Origin of the sequence: Flavobacterium sp. GSP6 (assembly GCF_003984855.1) — a bacterium.
Lineage (GTDB): Bacteria > Bacteroidota > Bacteroidia > Flavobacteriales > Flavobacteriaceae > Flavobacterium.
Window position 1 is genome coordinate 215,551 of the sequence record NZ_RYDO01000001.1, and the last position, 24,621, is coordinate 240,171.

Annotated in this window: 25 protein-coding genes; 15 read left to right on the top strand and 10 right to left on the bottom strand. The window is 36.0% G+C overall.

Going from position 1 to position 24,621, the window contains the following annotated elements; translation table 11 throughout:
- Positions 1-105: 105 nt before the first annotated feature.
- Positions 106-540 carry a ribonuclease P protein component gene (gene rnpA, locus EKM03_RS00975; RefSeq protein ID WP_126457734.1) on the bottom strand — a complete coding sequence of 145 codons (435 nt, stop codon included), beginning with the start codon at positions 538-540 and terminating at the stop codon, positions 106-108.
- A gap of 127 nt (positions 541-667) precedes the next feature.
- Between rnpA and EKM03_RS00980 the strand changes: the two genes are divergently transcribed.
- The 3 genes from EKM03_RS00980 to EKM03_RS00990 all read left to right on the top strand — a co-directional run bounded on the left by EKM03_RS00980 (position 668) and on the right by EKM03_RS00990 (position 3,147).
- Positions 668-1,402 carry a 1-acyl-sn-glycerol-3-phosphate acyltransferase gene (locus EKM03_RS00980; protein WP_126457733.1) on the top strand — a complete coding sequence of 245 codons (735 nt, stop codon included), beginning with the start codon at positions 668-670 and terminating at the stop codon, positions 1,400-1,402.
- Between the two features lie 10 nt (positions 1,403-1,412).
- A complete protein-coding gene (locus EKM03_RS00985; protein ID WP_126457732.1) occupies positions 1,413-2,402 on the top strand; it encodes an acyl-ACP desaturase in 990 nt (329 codons plus the stop codon).
- A gap of 91 nt (positions 2,403-2,493) precedes the next feature.
- Positions 2,494-3,147 carry an HD domain-containing protein gene (locus EKM03_RS00990; protein ID WP_126739723.1) on the top strand — a complete coding sequence of 218 codons (654 nt, stop codon included), beginning with the start codon at positions 2,494-2,496 and terminating at the stop codon, positions 3,145-3,147.
- 219 nt (positions 3,148-3,366) lie between these two features.
- Here the strand turns inward: EKM03_RS00990 and EKM03_RS00995 are convergent, their stop codons facing one another.
- The 7 genes from EKM03_RS00995 to EKM03_RS01025 all read right to left on the bottom strand — a co-directional run bounded on the left by EKM03_RS00995 (position 3,367) and on the right by EKM03_RS01025 (position 10,104).
- Positions 3,367-3,771, bottom strand: coding sequence for a hypothetical protein (locus tag EKM03_RS00995; protein ID WP_126739724.1), 405 nt, complete (start codon positions 3,769-3,771; stop codon positions 3,367-3,369).
- Between the two features lie 146 nt (positions 3,772-3,917).
- Complete coding sequence (locus tag EKM03_RS01000; RefSeq protein WP_126457729.1) at positions 3,918-4,700, bottom strand: enoyl-CoA hydratase/isomerase family protein; 783 nt, start codon at positions 4,698-4,700, stop codon at positions 3,918-3,920.
- Between the two features lie 10 nt (positions 4,701-4,710).
- Entirely contained in the window at positions 4,711-6,126 is a 1,416-nt protein-coding gene (locus tag EKM03_RS01005) for an ATP-binding protein (RefSeq protein WP_126459053.1), read from the bottom strand.
- A 59-nt stretch (positions 6,127-6,185) separates the two neighbouring features.
- Entirely contained in the window at positions 6,186-6,731 is a 546-nt protein-coding gene (locus tag EKM03_RS01010) for a CopD family protein (protein ID WP_126563547.1), read from the bottom strand.
- Positions 6,718-8,073, bottom strand: coding sequence for an MATE family efflux transporter (locus EKM03_RS01015; protein ID WP_126563548.1), 1,356 nt, complete (start codon positions 8,071-8,073; stop codon positions 6,718-6,720). The genes EKM03_RS01010 and EKM03_RS01015 overlap by 14 nt, the downstream gene beginning before the upstream one ends.
- The gene (hemH, locus tag EKM03_RS01020) at positions 8,074-9,129 is read right to left on the bottom strand and encodes a ferrochelatase (RefSeq protein WP_126457726.1); all 1,056 of its coding nucleotides are present in this window, start codon (positions 9,127-9,129) and stop codon (positions 8,074-8,076) included. It abuts the gene before it with no gap.
- 99 nt (positions 9,130-9,228) lie between these two features.
- A complete protein-coding gene (locus tag EKM03_RS01025) occupies positions 9,229-10,104 on the bottom strand; it encodes an AraC family transcriptional regulator (RefSeq protein WP_126457725.1) in 876 nt (291 codons plus the stop codon).
- Between the two features lie 228 nt (positions 10,105-10,332).
- On the opposite strand from EKM03_RS01025, the gene hemA reads away from it, so the two are divergent.
- From hemA to EKM03_RS01085, 12 genes are all read left to right on the top strand, one after another.
- Entirely contained in the window at positions 10,333-11,589 is a 1,257-nt protein-coding gene (gene hemA / locus EKM03_RS01030; RefSeq protein WP_126452248.1) for a glutamyl-tRNA reductase, read from the top strand.
- Positions 11,590-11,660: 71 nt separating this feature from the next.
- A complete protein-coding gene (gene hemC, locus EKM03_RS01035; protein ID WP_126561385.1) occupies positions 11,661-12,581 on the top strand; it encodes a hydroxymethylbilane synthase in 921 nt (306 codons plus the stop codon).
- A complete protein-coding gene (locus tag EKM03_RS01040; protein ID WP_126739725.1) occupies positions 12,581-13,264 on the top strand; it encodes a uroporphyrinogen-III synthase in 684 nt (227 codons plus the stop codon). Before hemC ends, EKM03_RS01040 begins: the two co-directional genes overlap by 1 nt.
- A gap of 22 nt (positions 13,265-13,286) precedes the next feature.
- Positions 13,287-14,312 carry a uroporphyrinogen decarboxylase gene (gene hemE / locus EKM03_RS01045; protein ID WP_126739726.1) on the top strand — a complete coding sequence of 342 codons (1,026 nt, stop codon included), beginning with the start codon at positions 13,287-13,289 and terminating at the stop codon, positions 14,310-14,312.
- Between the two features lie 209 nt (positions 14,313-14,521).
- Positions 14,522-15,424: an oxygen-dependent coproporphyrinogen oxidase gene (gene hemF / locus EKM03_RS01050; protein WP_126739727.1), complete on the top strand. Its 903-nt coding sequence runs from the start codon at positions 14,522-14,524 to the stop codon at positions 15,422-15,424.
- Between the two features lie 80 nt (positions 15,425-15,504).
- Positions 15,505-16,497 carry a porphobilinogen synthase gene (gene hemB / locus EKM03_RS01055; RefSeq protein WP_126563551.1) on the top strand — a complete coding sequence of 331 codons (993 nt, stop codon included), beginning with the start codon at positions 15,505-15,507 and terminating at the stop codon, positions 16,495-16,497.
- A gap of 2 nt (positions 16,498-16,499) precedes the next feature.
- Positions 16,500-17,009, top strand: coding sequence for a DinB family protein (locus EKM03_RS01060; protein ID WP_126563552.1), 510 nt, complete (start codon positions 16,500-16,502; stop codon positions 17,007-17,009).
- Positions 17,010-17,047: 38 nt separating this feature from the next.
- Positions 17,048-17,434, top strand: a complete 387-nt coding sequence (locus EKM03_RS01065) for a c-type cytochrome (RefSeq protein ID WP_126457718.1) — start codon at positions 17,048-17,050, stop codon at positions 17,432-17,434.
- A gap of 237 nt (positions 17,435-17,671) precedes the next feature.
- Positions 17,672-18,142, top strand: coding sequence for a methylated-DNA--[protein]-cysteine S-methyltransferase (locus EKM03_RS01070; protein ID WP_126457717.1), 471 nt, complete (start codon positions 17,672-17,674; stop codon positions 18,140-18,142).
- 82 nt (positions 18,143-18,224) lie between these two features.
- Complete coding sequence (locus EKM03_RS01075) at positions 18,225-18,938, top strand: 3'-5' exonuclease (protein WP_126577119.1); 714 nt, start codon at positions 18,225-18,227, stop codon at positions 18,936-18,938.
- A 123-nt stretch (positions 18,939-19,061) separates the two neighbouring features.
- Positions 19,062-20,501: a nucleoside recognition domain-containing protein gene (locus tag EKM03_RS01080; protein ID WP_126739728.1), complete on the top strand. Its 1,440-nt coding sequence runs from the start codon at positions 19,062-19,064 to the stop codon at positions 20,499-20,501.
- 306 nt (positions 20,502-20,807) lie between these two features.
- Positions 20,808-23,006 (top strand): TonB-dependent siderophore receptor, encoded by a 2,199-nt coding sequence (locus EKM03_RS01085; protein ID WP_158616361.1) that lies wholly within the window; start codon positions 20,808-20,810, stop codon positions 23,004-23,006.
- 73 nt (positions 23,007-23,079) lie between these two features.
- On the opposite strand, the gene EKM03_RS01090 is transcribed toward EKM03_RS01085, so the two are convergent.
- Together EKM03_RS01090 and EKM03_RS01095 are read right to left on the bottom strand one after the other, a co-directional pair.
- Positions 23,080-23,739 (bottom strand): CoA transferase subunit B, encoded by a 660-nt coding sequence (locus EKM03_RS01090; RefSeq protein WP_126739730.1) that lies wholly within the window; start codon positions 23,737-23,739, stop codon positions 23,080-23,082.
- 2 nt (positions 23,740-23,741) lie between these two features.
- Positions 23,742-24,443, bottom strand: coding sequence for a CoA transferase subunit A (locus EKM03_RS01095; RefSeq protein ID WP_126457709.1), 702 nt, complete (start codon positions 24,441-24,443; stop codon positions 23,742-23,744).
- Between the last annotated feature and the right edge of the window lie 178 nt (positions 24,444-24,621).

Sequence of the window (24,621 nt, forward strand, 5' to 3'; positions counted from 1 at the left end):
TTTAATTAACTAAATTTGAGACCACTAAAATAACAATAAATCACGAAATAATGATGCAGGACTGAATCTAAAGGTGATTTTGTTTAATTGGGATAGGTGAATTGTTTATATTTCAGAAATAGAATCGCTTTCGGATACTGGTTTTTTAATGTTTTGAGCAACAAATTTCTCAAACAATTGAATGGTTTTGGTATTAATTTCGGCGTACGTCAATCTGTCTTTAGTTTGATAAAAAAACATAAAGGAATAGGGTTGGTCCAGATGGTCAATCAAAAGGTGTTTGTTCAGCCGGTAGGTTTCGCGCAGGACGCGTTTGAAATAATTGCGGTCTACGGCTTTCTTGAAATTCTTTTTGGAAACCGAAACTCCCATTTTTATTTTTTCTCCCGTCCCGAAGTTTCGGGATTCGGGATCGCCAAAAGAGCTGGCTTTATACACCAATCGCAACGGATATTTTGATACTGATTTCCCTTCGGTAAACAATAATCCAATAGTGGTCTTGCTTTTTAGTTTTTCGTTTTTTGAGTAAGTAAAATTCATTTTAATAGAAAAAAGGACATGGATTTTGACTGGCAAAGTTACGATTAAAGGTTGAGTCCATATATTGTTTGGGATTTAAAATCGGGCTAAAAATATATTTCTTACTTTTACGGCAAATTTTTAAAGCATGGAAAAACTAATTTCGTATCCCATATCCGTAATCTATTATTTATGTTTTGGTCTTACCTTGGTTATTTTTCACCCAATTCAATGGGTTTGCTTTCACGTTTTTGGGTATCAAGCTCATAAAATAAGTGTCGATTATTTAAATTTTTTTCTGATTTTGTGCACAAGACTGTTAGGAACATCGTACCGGTTTGAAAATGTGGAAAGCATCCCAAAAAATGTTCCGTTAATTTTCGTGTCCAATCATCAAAGTATGTACGATATTATTGCTATGATTTGGTTTTTTCGCCGATTTCATTGTAAATTTGTCAGTAAAAAAGAATTGGGAAGTGGGATTCCCAGTGTGTCGTTTAATTTACGACATGGTGGTTCTGCTCTTATTGATCGTAGAGACCCCAAGCAAGCCATTCCTGCGATCAAAAATTTGTCTGAATATATTGAAAAACACAATCGTTGCGCAGTTATTTTTCCGGAAGGAACACGAAGCAAGACTGGGAAGCCAAAGGAATTTGCGCAAAGCGGATTCAAAATTTTATGCAAATACGCGCCTTCGGCTTATGTAGTTCCGATAAGCATAAACAATTCTTGGATAATTGTTAAATATGGATTTTTCCCTTTAGGTTTAGGAAATCGCCTTACCTTTGTAGTTCATAAGCCATTAGCGGTTAAAGATTATAATTTTTCTGATTTGATCGAAAAAACAGAAAAAGCAGTTGTTCAAGGAATAAAAATTTAATTTATATATAATGTCAATAAAAAACATTCGATTAGAAGTAATGCAGTTTTTGGAAAAAAACGTAGATAGCTTTGTCGATCAGTATCTGATACCAGTAGAAAAAATATGGCAACCAACGGATTTTTTGCCTAATTCTCAAAGTGATACTTTTTTTGATGAGGTCAAAGAATTGCGTGAAATTGCAAAAGAATTACCCTATGATTTTTGGGTAACTTTAGTAGGTGACACGATTACTGAAGAAGCCTTACCGACCTACGAATCTTGGTTAATGGACGTAGACGGAATAGATAATGTAGAGCGAAACGGTTGGTCCAAATGGATCCGACAATGGACTGGAGAGGAAAATCGTCATGGCGACATGCTCAACAAATATCTGTATTTATCAGGTCGCGTGAATATGCGTGAAGTAGAAATGACTACCCAACACCTCATCAACGATGGTTTTGACATAGGAACCGGAAGAGACCCTTATAAAAACTTTGTTTATACTAGTTTTCAAGAGTTGGCAACCTATGTTTCCCATAACCGAGTAGCGCAAATGGCTAAGAAATATGGGGATAACAAATTGTCTAAAATGTGCAAAATGATTGCGGGTGATGAGATGCGCCACCATCATGCTTACAGTGAGTTTGTAACTCGTATTTTTCAGGTGGATCCTAGCGAAATGATGCTTGCGTTTCAATATATGATGAAAGCAAAAATCGTTATGCCAGCACATTTCTTAAGAGAATCCGGTGAAAAAATAAGTACTGCTTTCGAACAGTTTTCGGATTCGGCACAACGAATCGGGGTGTACACTGCAGCGGATTATGTAGACATTATGCAAAAATTAATTGACAAATGGGAAATTGATAAAATTACAGGCTTAACTGACGAAGCAGAAAAAGCCCGGGATTATTTGATGAAATTACCCGGAAGAATGGCACGAATTTCTGAGCGATTGGTCATTCCGAAAGAATCCCATATTTTCAAATGGGTAGAACCCGCTTTAGTACGATAGCTTTTTGAATGCAAAAATAAAGAATAAAAAAGTTGAATTTTGAAGTTACAGAACTTTGAAATTCAACTTTTTTTTTAAAAGTATATAAAGAATGATAAATGCAGATTTAATTCGAAAAACGATTCTTTTTGTAAAGGAAAAACTAAAAAATGCCGAAGGCGGACACGATTGGTTTCATATTGAAAGAGTGTTTAAAAATTCCGTTTTGATTGCTAGAAAAGAAGCTTGTGATCCCACGGTGGTTCAATTGGGTGCTTTGCTGCATGATATTGCCGATAGTAAGTTTCATGACGGTGACGAAACTGTAGGGCCAAAACTAGCGAGATCATTTTTAGAATCAGAAAATGTTGACGCAGATACCATTATACATGTGGTCAAGATCATTGAAAACATCTCATACAAAGGCGGTAATTTCGAAAAGAAATTCTCCTCAATAGAATTAGATGTGGTTCAGGATGCGGACCGATTAGATGCGATTGGCGCCATTGGAATTGCCAGAACATTCAATTATGGTGGATTTAAAAACAGAGCGATCTACGACCCTAAAATTGCTCCAAATTTCAACATGACCAAGGAAGAATACAAGAAGAATGATTCTCCAACGTTAAATCATTTCTATGAAAAGTTATTGCTTTTGAAAGATAAGATGAATACCGAGACCGGTAAACAAATTGCACAAGAAAGACATCGTTACATGGAAGGATTTCTGGCGCAGTTTTATGCGGAATGGGAAGGGGAGAAGTAAGTAAACAGTGTTCAGTTTTTAGTATTCAGTTTGTTGACGTCCAAATACTGCAACTTTAATTAAAAAAGATCGATTTCAGTCTTGCTTTACACCCAAGCCATGAACTGATTACTAAATTCTGGTCCCTAACCACTATTTTTAAATTTCAGATATTTTTTGGATTACTGGTTTTTTAAATCAAAAATCAGTCCCGATAGTTATCGGGATTAATCAAAAATCTTAAATCGAAATCCCTTTTGCTTTCATTTCCAAGATCACATCCGAAGCATTTTTAAAAGTGGGCGCTTGCTCAATAATAGTTCCTACTCTTTTTTTATTGAGTTTAAAAGTGATGTCGTTCTCCGTTGTAAACAGTAAGGCAGTTAAAAATGGATTGTTCATAAAAGGCGCTAATACCATAAAAGCTTCGTCAATTGTATGAAAACTTTCTATTTCTTCGGTTTTATAACGCGCCGTAACGGAAAGGCTGAATAGGTCACTTTCTGACAAAACGGGACGAACGTAGATGTTTTTCAGTTCGGTGTCACCAATGGTTTTGGCAAGTGTTAGTTTGGCGTAAGTGCCATTTTGGATGCTTTCTTTTACATTTTCCCAGAAAAGTGCAAATACAGGTTGGAAGGACATTGGTTTAATTTTAGATGGTTATATTCCGAAAGAGGATTGCAAAATTAAGTCTTGTCAAGCAGATAATCTGTTTTTTGAGCAAAGATTATTTTAAAGGAACATCATTTATAAACTAAAAAGAGAACCAACGTGGTTCTCTTTTGTTATTATTTCCCCGTAAACACTGCTTTTCTTTTCTCTAAAAATGCAGCTGTTCCTTCTTTAAAATCTTCGGTTCCAAAACATTTTCCAAAAGCTTTTATTTCGGTTTCATAGCCATTTTTTCCTTCTTTAAAATTAGCATTGACGGCTTTTATGGCTTTGCCAATAGCATACGGAGAATTTTTTATTATTTTATGGGCTACACTCACACAGTAATCTAAAAGTTCAGCTTCAGGGACTACGTGATTCACCAGTCCCGTTCTGTAAGCATCTTGCGCTGTTACCATTCCTGCGGTCATAATCATTTCCATTGCGCGTCCTTTTCCTATCAATTGCGGCAAACGTTGCGTTCCTCCGTAACCCGGAATTACACCCAGCGAAACTTCAGGTAATCCCATTTTTGCATTTTCTGAAGCTACTCTGAAATGACACGCCATGGCTAATTCTAATCCGCCGCCCAATGCAAAACCATTAACGGCTGCGATTACGGGTTTTTTTAAATTTTCTATGAAATCAAATAATTTTTCTTGTCCTTCAGCGGCCAATTGCGTTCCTTCTTCAACTGAAAAAGCAGCAAATTCAGAGATATCCGCTCCCGCCACAAAAGCTTTTTCACCGCTTCCCGTTAAAATAATAACACGAATTTCATCATTTTTCCCTAATGTTTTGAAAGCTTTATTCAAATCAGAAATCGTGGCAACATTCAACGCATTTAGTTTTGTAGCACGATTAATGGTAATCGTTGCAATGTTATTTTCGGTTGCAATTAAAAGATTTTCGTAGTTCATAATTGTATTTTTAGGTGTTAATTATTGGAAGCGAAACCGTAAAAGTAGTTCCTTTTCCATATTCAGTTTCAAAGGTAATCGTTCCTTTATAATTTTCGATAATGTTTTTTATAATTCCAAGACCAAGACCCATTCCGCTACTTTTAGTGGTAAATTTTGGTTCGAATATACGGTCAATATCTTTGAGTTGAATCCCAATTCCATTATCGGTAACAGTAATTAATACGTTGTTTGCTGCTTTATGGATACGGAGAACTACTGATTTTTTTTCTTGTTGTTCCGGAATAGACTGAATAGCATTTTTAGCCAGGTTCGTGATAATCCGGATCAGTTGGGTACGGTCAATTTTCGAAATAATTTCAGGAGAATCGCTTTGAAATTCAATGTAGTCTTCATTGAAAATGTCCATCGCAAGTTCTACTACGGCAACAACATTCAAGGTTTCGTTTTGCTGTGCCGGCATTGATGCAAAATTTGAAAACGCAGAGGCAACGGCACTCATGGTGTCAATTTGTTGAATTAAAGTTTCGGAGTAATCGTTCATTTTTTGTTTTACATTGGCATCGTTTGGATCAAATTTTCGTTGAAAACTTTGTACTGTTAATCGCATTGGCGTAAGCGGATTTTTGATTTCATGGGCGACCTGTTTGGCCATTTCGCGCCACGCTTCTTCTCGTTCGCTTTGGGCCAGTTTAATGGCGCTTTTCTCCAGTTTGTCCACCATTCCGTTGTAGGCATTGATCAATAAGTTGATTTCCTTACTGTTTGCTTCCAGAACAATTTTTTCATTTTTTTGATTTAAACTCGTTCCACTTAACTTATCTGATATTGTTTTTAATGATTTTGTAATGTAAGAGGAAAGGAAATAAGCGACAGCAAAAGCAATAATAAGCATAAAAGCATACACCTGTCCCAGACGAATTAGGAAACTTTTTAATTCGTTTTCATAATATCCATCATCTTCTACATAAGGTAAGTTCAATATCCCCAGTGGTTTGAATTTATGATCTTTGATTTGGCTGAAAGCGGAACGGTTCTTTTTGCCATCTATAGTTTTAATATCAACGTATCTTTTTTCGATAGAAGAACGAACTAGTTTTAAAATGTATTTTGGAATAGGAGGCGCCACTATATCCACAGAAAAAGACTCTTTAGAAGACTTTAGTAATTTTCCGTCCAGACCATAGATGTTTATTTCCGCATTATGAATGTGGGCTAATTCATGGATTTTATCTTTAAAAATCAAACTTAAATTGGCAGAATTTAAAGGATATGTAGTGGTAGAGAGTACATAATTGATGTGCTCTTTTACAGAATTCTCATTGCGTTCTAAGCGTTCTTGGTGGTACTCTTTGGCTTCGTTTTTAAATTGAATGATGGATATAGAAGCTAATAAAACAGACGCTATTAATATCAACACAATCATCGAAAGGAAGATTCTGATTCGTAACGAGAGCATTGCTGTTTTGAAGCTTTTGAACATAATTAAGATTGATTTCTTTGTCGAATCCGTTTGTAAAATTTAAAACCCAACATAATTAAAATGGAAAACAAAAAGATTCCAATTACACCATAAATCCAGTTCACTGCATCTTTGACAATGATTAAAAAAACGACTGCAAATAAAATTATGGTCGCACCTTCATTCCACAACCGCATAAAGTTTGAACTGTATTTTATTTCATCATTTTGCAAATGATTGTAAATTTGTTGGCATTTTCCATGGTATAAATAAAGTGCAAAAACAAAGCCAAATTTTACTTGCATATAATCTAACTGAATTAAACTTGGATTCAGATAAAGTAATGAAAAGGCAAATATACTCGCTAAAACAGCCGAAGGCCAAGTGATAATATACCACAAGCGATAGGTCATTATTTTGTATTGTTTTTGCAGAATTTCTTTCTCTGGCGATTGTTTTTGTGCCGCTTCAATTTGGTACACGAATAAGCGTACAATATAAAACAATCCTGCAAACCATGTAATTACAAAGATGAGGTGCAGAGATTTAAGGTAATTATAGTATTCCATCGTTAGTTTGAATCAGTTTTGTATTCATTTCTTTTTTTAGAAAATAGCCAGTTAGTATTGTTGATAAGATATCTGCAATTGGGAATGCAAACCACACTCCAAAAATACCTAAAAAATTTGGTAGAATTAGCACTAACGGAATCAGGAAAAATCCTTGTTTGCTTAAGGTCAAAAGCAATGCTTTTTTTGCCTTTCCCGCCGCTTGAAAATAAGCCGCGCCAATTAACTGAACGGCTATGATTGGCGAAGCCGCAAAAACCCAACGCAACGCTTCCGGAGTTTGATCAATCACGAGTGGATCTGTAGTAAAAACAGCAACGATAGGTTTGGCAAAAATTAGAATAACCACAAAAATAACGGTGGCTAAAAAGGCGGCGTATTTTATCGAAAGCAGCACACTTTCTTTGACTCTTTCATAATTTCCGGCACCGTAATTAAAACCGGCAATTGGCAGAAATCCTTGCGTAATTCCCAGGATAGGAAACAAGGAAAACATCAGCATTCGACTGATAATTCCATAAATAGCAACAGAATGTTCGCCGCCATACGTATATAAAGTATGATTCAGGATGATGGCTAAAATGCTCACAACTCCTTGTCTTGAAAAAGTCACAAAACTCAACTCAGCGATTTCTTTGACAATGGGCATTTTAAATTTAAAATGCTTCATTTTCAGTTGAAGTTCACTTTTGAAAACAAAAAACCAAAGTACAAACAAGAAACAGGTAAAATAGGATATGGCAGTAGCCAAAGCAGCGCCAAACATACCTAAATCTAAGTATTTGATAAAAATAATATCCAATGCAATATTGACAAATGCAGGAATAATCATGGAGACCATCGCAAACTTGGCCTTGCCTTCGGCGCGAATCACGTTGTTTCCCATCATGCAAAGTGCCAAAAACGGAACGCTTATAATTATGGGGATAAAAAATTCTTTTGCGGGTTCCATTATGGCTCCTTTCGCGCCAAAAAGCATTAGCATTTCGTCACTAAAAAAAAGACCAAATACCACAAAAACAGAAGCCAATAAAAAAGTCATCATGATTTGGTTGCCAAATGTTTGAAGTGCTTTTTCCTTGTGACTGGCTCCCAATGCTCTGGAAAGTACAGATCCTCCGCCCACACCAATCGCCATTCCCAGAGAAGAAATCAAAAAGGTGATGGGCAGAACTACGGTTACCGCAGCAATGGCCAAAGAACCAATCCATTGTCCAACAAATATGGTATCAATCAAGATATTAACCGACATGAATAAAATCCCAATAGAAGACGGAACTGCCTGTTTTATCAAGAGTTTTTTAATGTCTTGTGTTCCTAGTTCATCGGCGGTAACAGTCATTTAAGCGTTAATTTTTTCGGAGTCAAGTTTAAGTGATGATGAAGCATTGGACCAGCTTGAAATCCAATTACTTACGGTTTTACACCAGTCGTCACCATCATTTAAACAAGGAATTGCTTTAAAATTTTCTCCTCCGTGAGCCTTAAATTCATGATTGGCTTCCATGGCAATTTCTTCCAAAGTTTCCAAGCAATCCGATACAAAAGCAGGCGTTACAACAGCCAGGTTTTTGATTCCTTTCTCTGGCATTTTGTTTACTTCAACGTCTGTATATGGTGTCAACCATTTGTCTCCGGCTAAGCGCGATTGAAAAGTCTGGCTGTATTTTCCTTCTGGAATTCCCAGCAATTTTACAACTTGTTTGGTCGTTTCATAACATTGATGGCGGTAACAAAACTCATGTGCCGGCGACGGGGTGTTGCAGCATGAACCGTCAATTTTACAATGTGATTTTGTGATATCCGTTTTGCGAATATGACGCTCCGGAATTCCATGGTAGGAGAATAATAAATGATCATAGTCAAAACCTTCTAGATGACCTTTAATGGAATCAGCCAAGTTTTTGAGATAATCTGGTTTGTTGTAAAACGCAGGAACTATCGTGAATTTCATACCCGGAAAATACTTTTTACGGTACTCTTCGGCCAGTTCTATTATTGTGGTGGTAGATGCCATTGCATGTTGCGGGTACAAAGGAAAAAACAACACCTCGGTCACGCCTTTATCATGTAACTCTTGTAAGCCGGACAATAAGGATGGGTTTCCGTAACGCATTGCTAGGGAAACGGGTACATCAACTAATTTTTGTACTTTTTCGTGCATTCTTTTGGAAATAACCACCAGAGGAGACCCTTCGTCCCACCATATTTTTGCGTAAGCGGCAGCAGATTTTTTAGGTCTTGTTTGCAAAATTATACCACGAACTAATAATGCTCGTAACAAAAACGGAACGTCAATTACGTATTTGTCCATTAAAAATTCATCTAAATACGATTTTACATCCTTTGGAGTTGGACTTTCCGGAGAACCTAAATTAACTAATAATACACCTTTCATGTTATCTTTTTTTGTTGGTACAAAAGTAAATAAACTTACTTTTTTATAAATTGCGATTAACTATTTTTTATTTATTGTTTAATATATGAAATCAATTGTTTAGGACATATTTGGATTGATCGACATCAAGTATTTTTTGGGCGTAGTGGCAAATTTTTTCTTAAATGCCGCTATGAAATGGCTTCCGGTGCTGTAGCCAATTTTCAATCCTACTTCGTTTACATTATAGGAGCCGCTATCGAGTAATTTTCGAGCAAAATCCATTTTGTAGTCAAACAGAAAACCATAAACGGTATCGCCATAAATTTGTTTGAAACCCATTTTTAGTTTCTTTAGATTCAGCCCTATTTCATCCGCCAATTCCTGTAATCCGGGTGGTTCAGCCATATTGGCTATGATGATTTCTTTGGCTTTTTTAATTTTCATGACATTGTCCTCATCAATTAGAAACGGACATTGTTCTGCGTTTGGATCTTCAGTTCTATTGAAATACAAACTCAATAATTCGTATCCTTTGCCTTTGTAATACAAGTTTTTTATGGAGGGATGCAAGTTATAATGAAATAATTGCGATAAAACAATCGCCATCGAGGGACTGATATTACCTTCGTTATAATATTTTTTGTCCTTATTATCTGCGCTTAAAAAAGTAATATAATCGGCTTCGGTCGAAAATAAAGCATGGAATTTTTTGATAGAAATAATCACAGAGATTACCCAAGAATTAGGTGCTAACTCCAGATTTAAAGGCAGTTCTTTTTGTGGGTTGTACAGCAACAATGATTTTTCCTCTTTCAGTTCCAAAGCATAATTGCCTTGGTTGAAAATGAATTTCGCTTTTCCTTTGATTCCAAAATGAAACTGAATCAAACCGCTGCCCACTTCCCGTTGCGCATTAAAAGAATCGTTGCTGTCATTCTGAAAGCGAATGAGTGTGAAATCATCCTCAATTTTTATAATTTCCTGAGAACCCATAGCGATATTTTTTTTAAATGAAAATGATATTCATCAAGTTATTTTATTTAGAACCACTTTAAATAAAGTAATTCAAACAACTTGAATTCATTACAAAAGTAGCCTTTTTTGCAGTATTCTGACCATTTGGAATTAAAAAATCACTGAGCGATACAAAAAGAACTTCTAGCGTTACTTTTATAAATACTATAGTGATAATTTTGCCTCACTTTTAGGAAAAGTGCAAATATGGAAAACAATAACACATCAAAGCATCATTATTTTTACTCCGTAGGATTAAGCTATAAAAAAGCAGATGCTGAGATTAGAGGAAAGTTTAGTTTAGATGCCGCAGCAAAAACGCGGGTTTTGGAACAAGCTAAGAATGAAGGAATAGAGAGTTTAATAGTTACTTCTACCTGTAACCGTACAGAGATTTACGGTTATGCGGAACATCCGTTTCAATTGATCAAATTAATCTGCGAGAACAGTCAAGGCTCAGTTGAAGCTTTTCAAAAAGTGGGTTTTGTCTATAAAAATCAAGAAGCCGTCAGCCACATGTTTCGTGTGGGAACGGGTTTAGACAGTCAGATTCTGGGTGATTTTGAAATTATTGCCCAAATAAGAAACTCATTTTCACAATCAAAATCATTGGGCTTAGCCAATGCTTTTATGGAACGATTGGTGAATGCGGTGATTCAAGCCAGTAAAAAAATAAAAACCGATACCGAAATTAGTTCTGGAGCTACTTCGGTTTCTTTTGCTGCGGTTCGTTATATTATTAACAATGTGCAAGACATTGGGAACAAAAATATTCTATTGTTTGGTACTGGAAAAATTGGTAGAAATACGTGTGAAAATTTAGTAAAACACACTAAAAACGAACACATTACACTTATCAACAGAACCAAAGAAAAAGCAGAGAAACTAGCCGGAAAACTGAATCTAATTGTGAAAGATTATTCGGAACTGCATTTGGAACTGCAAAAAGCAGATGTTGTTGTGGTAGCTACCGGCGCACAGAATCCTACTATTGACAAAGCGATTCTGAATTTGAAAAAACCAATATTGATTTTGGATCTATCAATTCCTAAAAATGTAAATGAAAATGTCGAGGAATTAGAAGGTGTTACGCTGATTCACATGGATTATTTGTCACAATTAACAGATGAAACTTTAGAAAATAGAAAAAAACACATTCCCGCTGCTGAAGCCATCATTGAAGAAATCAAAGAAGAATTTACTACGTGGACCAAAGGCAGAAAATTTGCCCCTACTATCAATGCTTTGAAAGCAAAATTGAATGCGATAAAAACATCCGAATTGGATTTTCAAAGCAAGAAAATTTCAAATTTCAACGAAGAACAAGCAGAGATTATCAGCAACAGAATTATCCAAAAAATAACTACACATTTTGCCAACCATTTGAAAGATGATGATACGATGGTGGATGAAAGCATCGATTGGATTGAGAAAGTTTTCAAAATAGGAGCGACTACAAAATAAAATTTACACCATTAAGGAATTAAATTTCATTAAAATAAACCTTTAATTCCTCTTGGTTTGAAAAAATAAAAATGGCAAACAAAACAATACGCATAGGAACCCGAGACAGTGAACTCGCACTCTGGCAAGCCCATACCGTCGAAAAAAAACTAAATGATTTAGGCTATAAAACCGAAATTATAGCGGTAAAATCGCAAGGAGATATTATCCTTGACAAACCACTTTACGAATTAGGAATCACAGGCATTTTTACTAAAACACTTGATATTGCCATGATCAACGGTCAGGTTGATATTGCGGTGCATTCCATGAAAGATGTTCCTACGGCTTTGCCAATAGGAATTGTACAAGCAGCAGTTTTGGAAAGAGCCAATACGTTAGATATCCTAGTGTACAAAGGAACCCTTGATTTTCGTAATGGAGCAGGAACAATTGCCACAGGCAGTTTGCGTCGTCAGGCACAATGGCTCAATAAATACCCCAACCATAAAGTAGTTGATTTACGTGGAAACGTCAATACGAGAATGCAGAAATTGCAGGAAAGCGGTTGGAACGGAGCCGTTTTTGCGGCAGCAGGTTTGGAAAGAATCAACTTGAAACCTTCTAATTATATCGACTTGGATTGGATGATTCCGGCGCCAGCTCAAGGCGCAATGGTGATTGTTGCGATGGCAAAAGATGAATTTTGCAGAGAGGCCGTTTCTGAGTTAAATGATATTGATGCCGAGGTATGTACACACATTGAAAGACAGTTTCTGAAAACACTCGAAGGCGGTTGTACGGCACCAATTGGCGCTTTGGCAGTATTTACAGAAGAGGAAATAGTATTCAAAGGCGTTTTGTTTTCAATTGATGGGAAACAAAAAATCGAAATAGAAAAAATCGTTCCGATGCAGGAATGGAAGAAATTAGGCTTTTATTGTGCCAAAGAAATTTTAGAAAATGGCGGAGCAGAATTGATGACAGCAATTAAAATTAATTTGAAGAAATAATGAGCCAAACAAGCATTTTATCCACCAAAACATTATCGGCAGAACAAAGGCAAGTATTTATTGATGCTAATTTTGATCTTTTGGAACAAGATTTCATCGAAATAAAAAACAACCTTTTCGAACTCAGTACCATCAACAACAACTTAATTTTTAGCAGCCAAAATGCTGTTTTAAGTTTGATAGAACAAAACGGTTGGGAAGTTTTAAAGACTAAACCTGTTTTTTGTGTAGGTATTAAAACCAAAGAATTACTGGAATTGCATGGCTTTACAGTTGATGTGTATTTGGATTATGCCTCTGAATTAGCCGAAATAATCACTTTAATTTACAATAAAGAAAGCTATACTTTTTTGAGCGGAAATTTGCGTAAAGAAACGTTGCCTGAAGCATTAAAAAGTGCCGGAATAATTTTTAATGAAATCGAAGTGTATCAAACAACACCAGCGCCTTTTAAAATATCAGACCAAGAAAATTTTGACGGAATTCTGTTTTTTAGCCCATCTGCCGTTGAAAGTTATTTGACAAATAATAAAATCAAGAATGAAGTTTGTTTTTGCGTAGGCACTACTACAGCAGCAGCATTAGAAACAAAGAAAATTAAAAACATAGTAATTCCCGAAACACCAACTATCGAAGCCGTGATTTTGGAAGTTATTGAATATTATACACCGGAAAGCATCTAGCAATCCGCTAAAATTTAAATACATGATCAAAAACGACCTATTTTTAAGAGCACTAAAAGGAGAAACAGTACAACGTCCGCCAGTTTGGATGATGCGTCAAGCCGGACGGTTTTTGCCGGAATTTATCGCATTGCGTGATAAATATGATTTTTTTACCCGTTGTCAGACTCCGGAATTAGCAGCCGAAATAACGATGATGCCGATTCGCAGAATTGCTCCGGATGCTGCCATTTTGTTTTCAGATATCTTGGTAATTCCGCAAGCCATGGGAATTGAAGTGTTGATGAAAGAAAATTTCGGTCCATTTTTACCAAATCCAATTCGTACGATTCAAGATGTGGAGAAAGTAATTGTACCAGATGTTCATGAAACATTAGGGTACGTTTTTGACGCTATCAAATTGACTAAGGAAATGTTGAATGATGAGGTGCCGTTAATTGGTTTTGCAGGTTCTCCTTGGACAATTATGTGTTATGCTGTTGAAGGGAAAGGTTCTAAAAGTTTTGATATGGCCAAAGGATTTTGTTTCCAACACCCAGAAGCTGCGCATGTTTTATTGCAAAAAATCACTGATACCACGATTTTATATTTGAAAGAAAAAGTGAAATCAGGAGTGGATGCTGTTCAAATTTTTGACTCTTGGGGCGGAATGTTATCTCCAGTTGATTATCAGGAATTCTCTTGGAAATATATCAATCAAATCATTGAAGCTTTGGCTGATGATGCACCGGTTATCGTTTTCGGAAAAGGATGTTGGTTTGCATTGAATGAAATGGGAAAAAGTAGGGCTTCGGCACTTGGTGTAGATTGGACGTGTTCTCCAAGAAATGCAAGATACTTGTCTGGCGGAAACATCACATTACAAGGAAATTTTGATCCTTCCAGATTGTTATCTCCAATTCCGGTTATCAAGAAAATGGTACATGAAATGATTGACGAATTCGGAAAAGACAAATACATCGTGAATTTAGGTCACGGAATTTTACCAAATATTCCTGTGGATCACGCGAAAGCGTTTATTGATGCGGTGAAGGAGTACGGGAAATAGTATACAGTAATTAGTGTTCAGTTTGCAGTCTTTACTACAAGGTTTTTTTAACCTTGTAGGGGTGTTTTGGAAGATAAAGTGTACACCTGGGTATTATTGGGAATTAATTTAGATACTTTTAGTCGCTTTTTAGTCACTTTTATTTTTAAAGCATTATTATTTAGTGGTTTAAAAAAACTAAAAAATAATTTAAACACTTTTAACTTAAAATGAAACAACAATTTTACACCTACATACAAAACCTTCAAGACCAAATCTGTGAAGGATTGGAAGCGGTTGAAGGTCAAGCCAAATTCCGTGAAGACCTTTGGGAACGGCCGGAAGGAGGAGGAGGAAGAACCCGCGTGATCGAAAACGGAAAAGTTTTCGAAAAAGGTGGCGTGAATATTTCGGCAGTTCACGGGAAGTTACCCGAAGCCATGCAAAAAATGTTTAATGTGGGCGAAGCTGATTTTTTTGCCTGTGGATTAAGTTTGGTAATGCATCCAAAAAATCCAATGGTTCCTGCGGTTCATGCCAACTGGCGCTATTTCGAAATGTACGATGATAACGGAAATGTAATTCAGCAATGGTTTGGTGGCGGACAAGATTTAACACCCTATTATCTGTTTGAAGAAGATGCAATTCATTTTCATCAAACCTGTAAAACTGCTTGCGACAAACACAATCCGGAGTTTTATCCAAAATATAAGAAACAATGTGATGCCTATTTCTGGAATGCGCATCGCAATGAAGCACGAGGAATTGGCGGCTTGTTTTTCGATTATTGCAAAGTAACTCCAGAGATGAGTATGCAAGATTGGTTCAATTACGTTTCAGAAGTCGGCAATAGTTTCCTCGAAGCCTATGTTCCAATTGTAGAAAAAAGAAAAGATTTACCCTATACGCCAGAAAATAGAACGTGGCAAGAAATACGCCGCGGTCGTTATGTCGAGTTTAATTTGGTTCATGACAAAGGCACTTTATTTGGACTAAAAACCAACGGAAGAATCGAAAGTATCCTGATGAGTTTGCCACCAAATGTACAATGGGTGTACGATCATCATCCGGAAGCGGGAAGCGAAGAAGAAAAATTAGTTCACGTATTAGAAAACCCAAGAGATTGGCTTTAGATTTATTTTAAATTCTGAATTTTAAATTTTAAATGGGTTTAACTTTAAACTTTTAAACCTGAAACTTTAAACGAAAATATATGTTCCCATTACACAGAGGCAGAAGATTAAGAACAAACGAATCCATAAGGAGTTTAGTTCGTGAAACGAGTTTAAGTCCATCGGATTTTATGTTTCCTATGTTTATAGCTGAAGGCGAAAATGTACAAGTAGAAATTTCTTCCATGCCGGGTATATTCCGTCGTTCGATAGATTTAACTGTAGAAGAAGTCAAAGAAATATTTGCATTGGGCATTCGTGCAGTAAATATTTATGTAAAAGTAAGTGAAAATTTAAAAGACAATACGGGACTGGAAGCGTGGAATCCAAACGGATTGATGCAAAATGCCATACGTGCCATCAAAGCTGCTTGTCCGGAAATGATTGTAATGCCTGATGTGGCTTTGGATCCTTATTCTATTTATGGACATGACGGAATCATTGCAAAAGGTGATATAGAAAACGATTCGACGAATGATGCTTTGGTAAAAATGGCTGTTTCTCATGCGCAGGCCGGAGCCGATTTTGTAGCGCCATCGGACATGATGGACGGACGTGTATTGCGTTTGCGCGAGGGTCTGGATACTGCCGGTTTTCATAACGTAGGCATCATGAGTTATTCGGCTAAATACGCGTCGGCATTTTACGGGCCGTTCCGTGACGCGTTAGACAGCGCTCCTGTTGACGCCACTGAAATTCCAAAAGATAAAAAAACATACCAAATGGATTATGCCAATCGCATTGAAGCCATAAAAGAAGCCTTGTGGGACGTAGAGGAAGGTGCTGATATGGTGATGGTAAAACCGGGAATTGCGTATTTAGATATCGTTCGCGAAGTTAAAAATGCGGTAAATGTGCCGGTAACAGTCTACCACGTTTCGGGTGAATATGCAATGATCAAAGCCGCTGCCGAAAGAGGTTGGCTCGATCACGATAAAATTATGATGGAGCAATTAATGTGTATCAAACGAGCGGGAGCCAGTTTGATTTCGACCTATTTTGCGAAAGAGGCTGCAATACTTCTTAACAAATAGAAATGAAAAAATGTTTAATAATAGTGGTTTTATTGCTTTCCAATAGCATTTTTGCACAAGCGGAAGTAGTTTCTACTTTCATAGAGAAATGGGATAATTCCAAAGATTATTTAGTGGCCGTTGCAGAAGCTATGCCGGAAGATAAATATGATTATAAACCCGCTGAACGTGAAATGTCCTTTAAAGAACAATTATTTCACATACAAGATAACATGAATTGGTTGGGCACAACTTATTTTTCGGAAGAGAAATATGTGAAAAAAGAAGCCGTAAAAGGGCTTTCAAAAGCACAAATAATCCAAGAGATAAAAACCTCTTTTGATGCAGCAAAAAGAGTTGTCCAAAAAACCAATGATGCTGAATTATCCCAAAAAGTTACTTTTTTTGCGGGTCAAAAATCAAAATTGCAAATACTTAATTTGATGCAAGACCATGTTACCCATCACAGAGCACAAATTTTAGTATATTTGAATCTGAATCAAATTCAGCCACCCAAGTATATTGGATGGTAATTCTAGCCACTGAGCCACCTATAATTAAAGAAATTAACATGAGAAAGACATTGTTTTTATTTGCCGTTTTAGCCTTAGCTTCTTGTAAAAAAGAAGAAGCCAAAAAAGAACCTTTATACCCAACCACTACCGAAGAAATTGCTCAAACACCAGAGCAATTGGGAGAAGAAATTTTCAAAGGGAAAGGAAATTGTGTGGCCTGCCATCAGGTTGACAAAAAGGTTATAGGGCCTAGCCTGCAGGATATTGCTAAGATTTATAAAGATAAAAACGCAAGTATCGTAACGTTTTTGAAAGGCGAAGGCGAGCCTATTGTTGATCCTAGCCAGTATGAAGTGATGAAAACAAACTTCGTGGTTACCAAAGCCATGTCTGATGACGAATTGAAAGCCTTGGAAGCATACGTATATTCCAATTTGAAATAATCCTGGCGTTTTTTAGGAGCTACTCCCGCTATCCGCTGTATTCCCGATAAATAAAAACTACGGATAAAAAGCCTTGTTTTTCTAAATCGCGAGATGCCGCTGCTATCGGGGTTAAAATACAAGAACCATTCGTCTCTGCGAATGGTTTTTTTATGCTCAAAACACTTTAAGTGCATTTATTTCTGAACTTTATTACTTCTTTAGGAACAATGTGGGTATTTTTTTTATCTTTAAAATATGGAAACCGCATACATCAAAACGCCATTGGGAATTGCCAAAATCATAGGCGATGAAAGTGGAATATCACGAATTTCAGTCACCGAAGAAGGGTTGTGTTCAAATACAATTCAGGCTGTTTTACAACAAGCCGTTGTACAACTCAACGAATATTTTGAAGGCAAGAGAACCGATTTCGATTTTAAATTAAATCCAAAAGGGACTGAATTCCAACAAAAAGTCTGGAAATCTTTACTGGACATTCCTTATGGGAAAACGAGAACATATCTCGAACAATCCAAAATTTTGGGTGATGTCAAAGCCATTAGAGCCGTTGCATCTGCTAACGGGAAAAATCCGCTTTGGATTGTCGTGCCCTGTCACAGAGTCATTGGAACAGATGGTTCACTAACAGGATATGCAGGCGGATTATGGCGAAAAAAATGGTTATTGGAACATGAGAATCCAACGACGCAACAAAGTTTGTTTTAGTTGTTGATGAATAAATTTGGTATATTCGTTTAAGAAAATCTGTAAAAATCTGTAAAAATCCACGTAAGCTGCGTGCCATCAAATGATAGAAAAAATAAACCTCAATAACATTCTGTTTCTGGACATCGAAACCGTTCCGGAAGCCGAAGATTTCAATGCATTAGATGCTGAAATGCAAGATCTTTGGGAACATAAAACCCAATACCAGCGCAAAGACGAATATACTCCCGAGGATTTCTACGATCGTGCGGGAATTTGGGCCGAGTTTGGGAAAATCGTTTGTATTTCGGTGGGTTATTTTACCATCAAAGGCGATATTCGGAATTTTAGGGTGACTTCTTTTTTTGGTGAAGAAAAGAAACTATTGTTAGATTTTAATACTTTGCTGAATACTCATTTCAACCAGCCGCAACATGTTTTGTGTGGGCACAATGCCAAGGAATTCGATATTCCGTTCCTTGCCCGACGCATGATTATCAACCAAATCGCCATTCCAAACAAACTGAATTTATTTGGAAAAAAACCATGGGAAATCCCCCATTTGGATACCTTGGAATTGTGGAAATTTGGCGATTACAAGCATTTTACTTCTTTGAAATTGATGTGTAAAGTCCTTGGAATCCCTTCTCCAAAAGGCGATATCGACGGTAGCCAGGTAGGACATGTATTTTATGTAGACAAAGATATTGATCGTATTGTAACCTATTGTGAGAAAGACACGATCGCCGTGGCGCAGATTTTCTTGAGATTAAGACGGGAAGAATTATTGATTGAGGACGAAATAATTCATGTGTGATAATTTACCGCCAATTCGCAAATTGGATATTTTGCGAATCGAAATGTTTATTCCTGGTTTATTTTTATTAGCGAATTTACGGTTAAACTTTTTAAATTTTTACATTTACAAAAATTATAGATTATGGTATTGAGTAGATTTTGGTTAGTCATTTTTATTTCAGCAATTGTATTTGTAGTGTTTAGTTTGTTTTCGGGAGACAGTTATACTATTGACCACGTTTTGAATGGAAAGAAAGATGATCCAATTCTGGTTTCGGAGAAATTTGTCGAAGAACTTCCTGCTTTTATTAAAGACAGCATCAAAAAAGCACCAGAACAAACCATGATAATTAATCGTGATACGCTAAATGCGGATACGACTTATGTTTATAAAAACAAAACCGTAAAAATATACAGTGGCGTTCAAAAATCAGATGGTTTACTGCCAACGTGCAAAAGTACTTTGCTTGATTTAGTCCTTCCGTTGATGGCTTACTTGGCCTTTTTCTGTGGATTAATGGAGCTTTTAATCATCTCCGGAGCTTCTGGAAAGTTAGCGAAAGCATTGAGTCCAGTTTTTGTAAAAGTGTTTCCTAGTATTCCTAAAAATCATCCTTCCATTTCCTATATGACCTTAAATTTTGCTGCTAATTTCTTAGGATTAGATTCTGCTGCAACTCCTTTTGGTCTAAAAGCCATGGAGAGTTTACAAGAGATAAATCCTGAGAAAGATAAGGCTAGTGATGCACAAATTATGTTCATGTGTTTGCATGCTTCAGGTCTTACTTTGATTGCAACCTCTATTATAGGGTATCGTGCTGCGGCTAATGCCAGCAATCCGGCGGATGTGATGTTACCTTGTATTATCACTTCTTTTATAGGAACTATTGCAGCATTTCTAATTGTTGGAGTGAAGCAAAAAATCAATTTCAAAAGTGCTTCTCTAGTGATTGTATTGATGGTTTTAATAGCTGCAATTGTTGGTTTGTTGATGTATGTGAACCATTTAGATTTAATCGGGAAAAACTATTTTACGGCTAATCTTTCTGCTTTAATATTAATTGGAATTATTGCTTTTACCCTGATTTTCTCCTTTATAAATGAGAAGAAGTTTACGGTCGCAAGTACTACAGTTTTTGATTCTTTTGTAGTAGGAGCAAACAATGGTGTGAAAACTGGAGTAACTATTTTTCCTTATGTATTGGGAATGTTGGTTGCCATTTCTTTATTTAGAAACAGTGGTTTATTTGAAATTATTAGCAATTGGATCGCTTTTATTTTCTCAAATATGGGTGTTAGCAAGCAAATCACGGATGCCTTACCAGTTGCGTTGCTTCGTCCCTTTAGTTCTGCAGGATCAAGAGGATTTTTGATTGACTCAATGAATACTTTTGGTGCTGATTCCTTAACGGCAAGATTGAGTAGTATTTTTCAATGTAGTGCCGAAAGTACTTTCTATGTGATAGCCGTTTATTTTGGTTCCGTAAATATTAAAAATACGCGTTATGCATTAGGAACGATGCTTATAGTCGATTTGATTTGTGTGATTACGGCTATTTTTGTGGCGACTTGGTTTTTCTAAAAGCTGAATTAAAAGCTGAATTTCCCTGTAAAAATCAAAAACAACTGATTATTTGAGATTTTTGTTTTGAGATTGAAATTACGACAAATGCTATTTTAAAAGTAAGTAAAAACGAATCTTTCTCTTTAATCACCTCTTACAAAAAAACAAAGTGAATTTTGGTTTTAAAATTGATTTTAAAATTGATATAATTAAAAATCATAATACTCAATTTAATTTAAAAACTAGATCCTTTATCTATTCACTATTAGATACTCCATGTTTTTTTTTGAAGTATCTATTTTAAACAAAATTAATTACACAAACATGAAAATAATAATAATCGTAATGGTTTGTATTTACTCTTTGTCGGGATTTTCCCAAACTAAAAAAGACATTATAAATTCAATAGGATTAGATGAAGTAGTTGTAAGTACACAACGATTTGCAAAACCAAAAAGAAAAATTACGCAACAAATTGAAAGTATTTCTAAAAAAGAAATCGAGTTTAATAACTTCCAGTCCAGTGCCGATGTGTTAGGGAATTCGGGGACTTTAGCAGTTCAAAAATCGCAACAGGGCGGCGGAAGCCCTGTTATTAGGGGTTTTGAATCCAGTAGAATTTTATTACTCGTTGATGGAATCCGAATGAATAACTTAATTTACAGAGCTGGACATTTGCAAAACATAATTACTGTTGATAAAAATATGCTTGAAAATGTAGACGTGCTTTTTGGACCATCATCTACTATTCACGGAAGTGATGCGCTTGGCGGAGCCATTTATTTACAAACTAAAATTGCAAAATTGCTTTCCGATACGGAAAACCAAAAGGTTAGCGGAACTGCTTTAACAAATTATAACTCTGCAAACCAAGGAAAATCAGGTCATTTAGATTTCAACTTTGCGGGTCAAAAATGGGGTTACTTAACTTCATTCTCCTATAATGATTATGGGGATTTAAAAATGGGAAAACATAAAAATGGTAGCAATGATTTTTTTGGAGAAAGACCTTTTTATGTGGTAACCAAAGATGGTATTGACATTAAAGTTGCTAATGATGATAAATATGTGCAAAAATTTTCTGGATATAAACAATATGATTTTATGCAAAAAATTATTTTTCAGCAGAATATCAGCACACGACATAGTATAAATTTACAATTTTCTACCACATCAAACATTCCCAGATATGACAGGCTAACTGATTTGAGTTCAAACGGAAAATTTAAATCTGCAGTTTGGAATTATGGTCCACAAAAAAGGTTAATTTCTTCTTATAAATTAGACAAAAAGAAGGTATTCTTAAACAGTGATATGAATTTGGTTGCCAGTTATCAAAACATCGAAGAAAGTAGAATTACCCGTAATTTCGGCAATCCAACGCAAAGTTCAAGGATTGAAAAAGTTTCGATATTTGCCATCAATTCTGATTTTAAAACAAAAATAGGTAATGGTGATTTTATTTATGGCGCCGATGTTTATTATGATAATTTAAATTCTTTAGGAAATAAAAAAAATATTTTAACTAATGCTGAAAGCATTACTGATTCGCGTTATCCAGATGGAAAAAACAATACTTTTAGAGCCGAAGGTTTTGCATCCTACAGCAATGACATTAACAAAACAGCCTCGTGTAATGTAAGTGCTAGGGCTGGTTACACGACTTTGAATAGCGAAATTTTAACCAATTTTCTGAATTTACCTTATACTAGCGTATCACAAAAAAACTTTACCTATAGCGGTGCCGTTGGAATTGTAAATAATGCCAGCGAAAACACAAAAATAGGTTTTAATTTAGCTTCTGCATTTCGAGTTGCAAACATTGATGATTTAGCAAAAATATTCGAATCGGCAGCAGGAACTTTAATTGTACCAAACAAAGATTTGAGGCCTGAAAAATCAGTAACGGCTGATTTGAGCATTACTTTTTGGGAAGGTAAACGTTTTCAGTTTGAAAATATTTTTTATTACACAAGACTGTATGATGCAATAATAACGGGTTCTTTTACGTTAAACGGACAATCTTCGATTGTTTATGAAGGAAAAAACAGTCTCATTCTTGCCAATCAAAATCAAGGAAAAGGAAATATTAGCGGAATTTCCTCTACCTTAAGAAGTTATATCACAAAATCATTCTTGTTTTATGGCACTTTCAATTTTACTCACGGTAGAGTCCAAAATGCGGTGGGTAATTTTCCTTTAGACCATGTTGCTCCATTTTATGGAAAAACAGGTTTTAAATATGAAAGTAAACTAGTAAATTTGGATTTATATATGTTGTATAATGGAAAAAAAGAGTTGAGCAATTACTCGCCTAGTGGAGAAGATAATTTGCAATATGCTCCAAAAAATGGAATGCCTTCTTGGGAAACCTATAATTTGAAAGGATCATTATCTTTAACGGAACAGTTCACTGTTTATTCCGGTATTGAAAATGTTTTAGATATACAATACAGGACTTTTGCCTCTGGAATTAATGCTAGCGGAAGGAGTATTTACCTTGGAGGGAAATACAATTTTTAGAACCTAAATCACTAAATACAAAAAGCCCTAAATTTCATTAAATTGTGGTTTTTTTGTATTTTTAAGACTCGGGCTACTCAATAACCATTTCCGGAATTTCACCTTCTATGATCAAATCCGCCTCAGTAGAAGCAATAATATGCGCTACAGTTACACCCGGTGCGCGTTCCAATAATTTGAAGCCTTGTGGGGCTATTTCTAAAACGGCTAGTTCAGTAACGACTTTTTTAACGCAACCTACCCCCGTTAAAGGCAAGGTACATTTTTTAAGTATTTTAGATTCGCCAGCTTTGTTGACATGCATCATGGCTACAATAATATTCTCGGCAGAAGCCACTAAATCCATTGCCCCACCCATTCCTTTGACCATTTTACCAGGAATTTTCCAGTTGGCAATATCACCATTTTCGGAAACTTCCATTGCACCAAGGATTGTTAAGTCAACATGTTGTCCCCGAATCATTCCAAAACTGAATGCGGAGTCGAAGAAACTGGCTCCAGGCAAAGTAGTTATGGTTTGTTTTCCGGCGTTGATTAAATCAGCGTCTTCATCGCCTTCTAAAGGGAATGGACCCATGCCGAGAATTCCGTTTTCACTTTGAAATTCGACGTCAATTCCTTCTGGGACATAATTAGCAACTAATGTTGGAATCCCGATTCCGAGATTCACATAGTAGTTGTGTTTTAATTCTTTTGCAATGCGTTTTGCAATTTGATTTTTATCTAAAGCCATAATCAGAAAATTTTTCTCACGGTTCTTTGTTCAATTCTTTTTTCATATTTCACACCTTGAAAAATTCTATTTACAAGTATTCCTGGAATATGAATTTCGTTTGGATCTAAACTACCTACAGGCAATAATTCTTCTACTTCGGCGATAGTTATTTTTGCCGCTCCGGCCATACAAGGATTAAAGTTTCGTGCTGTTCCTTTGAAAACTAGGTTGCCGGCTTCATCACCTTTCCATGCTTTTACGATGGCAAAATCAGCTTTGAAAGCGTATTCCATAAGATGCATTTTTCCGTTGAATTCCCGTGCTTCCTTCCCTTCGGCTACTTCAGTTCCATAACCGGCAGGGGTAAAAAAAGCTGGAATTCCTGCTTGTGCCGCACGACATCGTTCTGCAAGAGTTCCTTGCGGGATTAATTCTACATCGAGTTCTCCAGATAGCATTTGACTCTCAAATTCGGCATTTTCACCTACGTAAGAAGAAATCATTTTTTTGATTTGGCGTTTTTGCAAAAGCAATCCAAGGCCAAAATTATCTACTCCTGCATTGTTTGAGATACAGGTTAAATCCGTAGTTTCTTTTTTTACTAATTCGGCGATGGAATTTTCTGGAATACCGCATAATCCGAAACCGCCCAGCATGATGGTCATCCCGTTTTCAATTCCTTGAAGGGCTTTATGTACGTTATTTACTTTTTTGTTAATCATAAAATTGAATGCTAGTTGACGAATTTTAATTTAAAGAAGAACCCAATCTGTTTGTAGTATTAATAACAACAAGATTTAATTTTAAGAACGAATTGCCTAGCCCAGATAGAAGCGACATCCTTTTAGTCTTCTTTTTTAAGGAGACTAAAAGATATAGCGGATGGCTGGATTAGCTCCA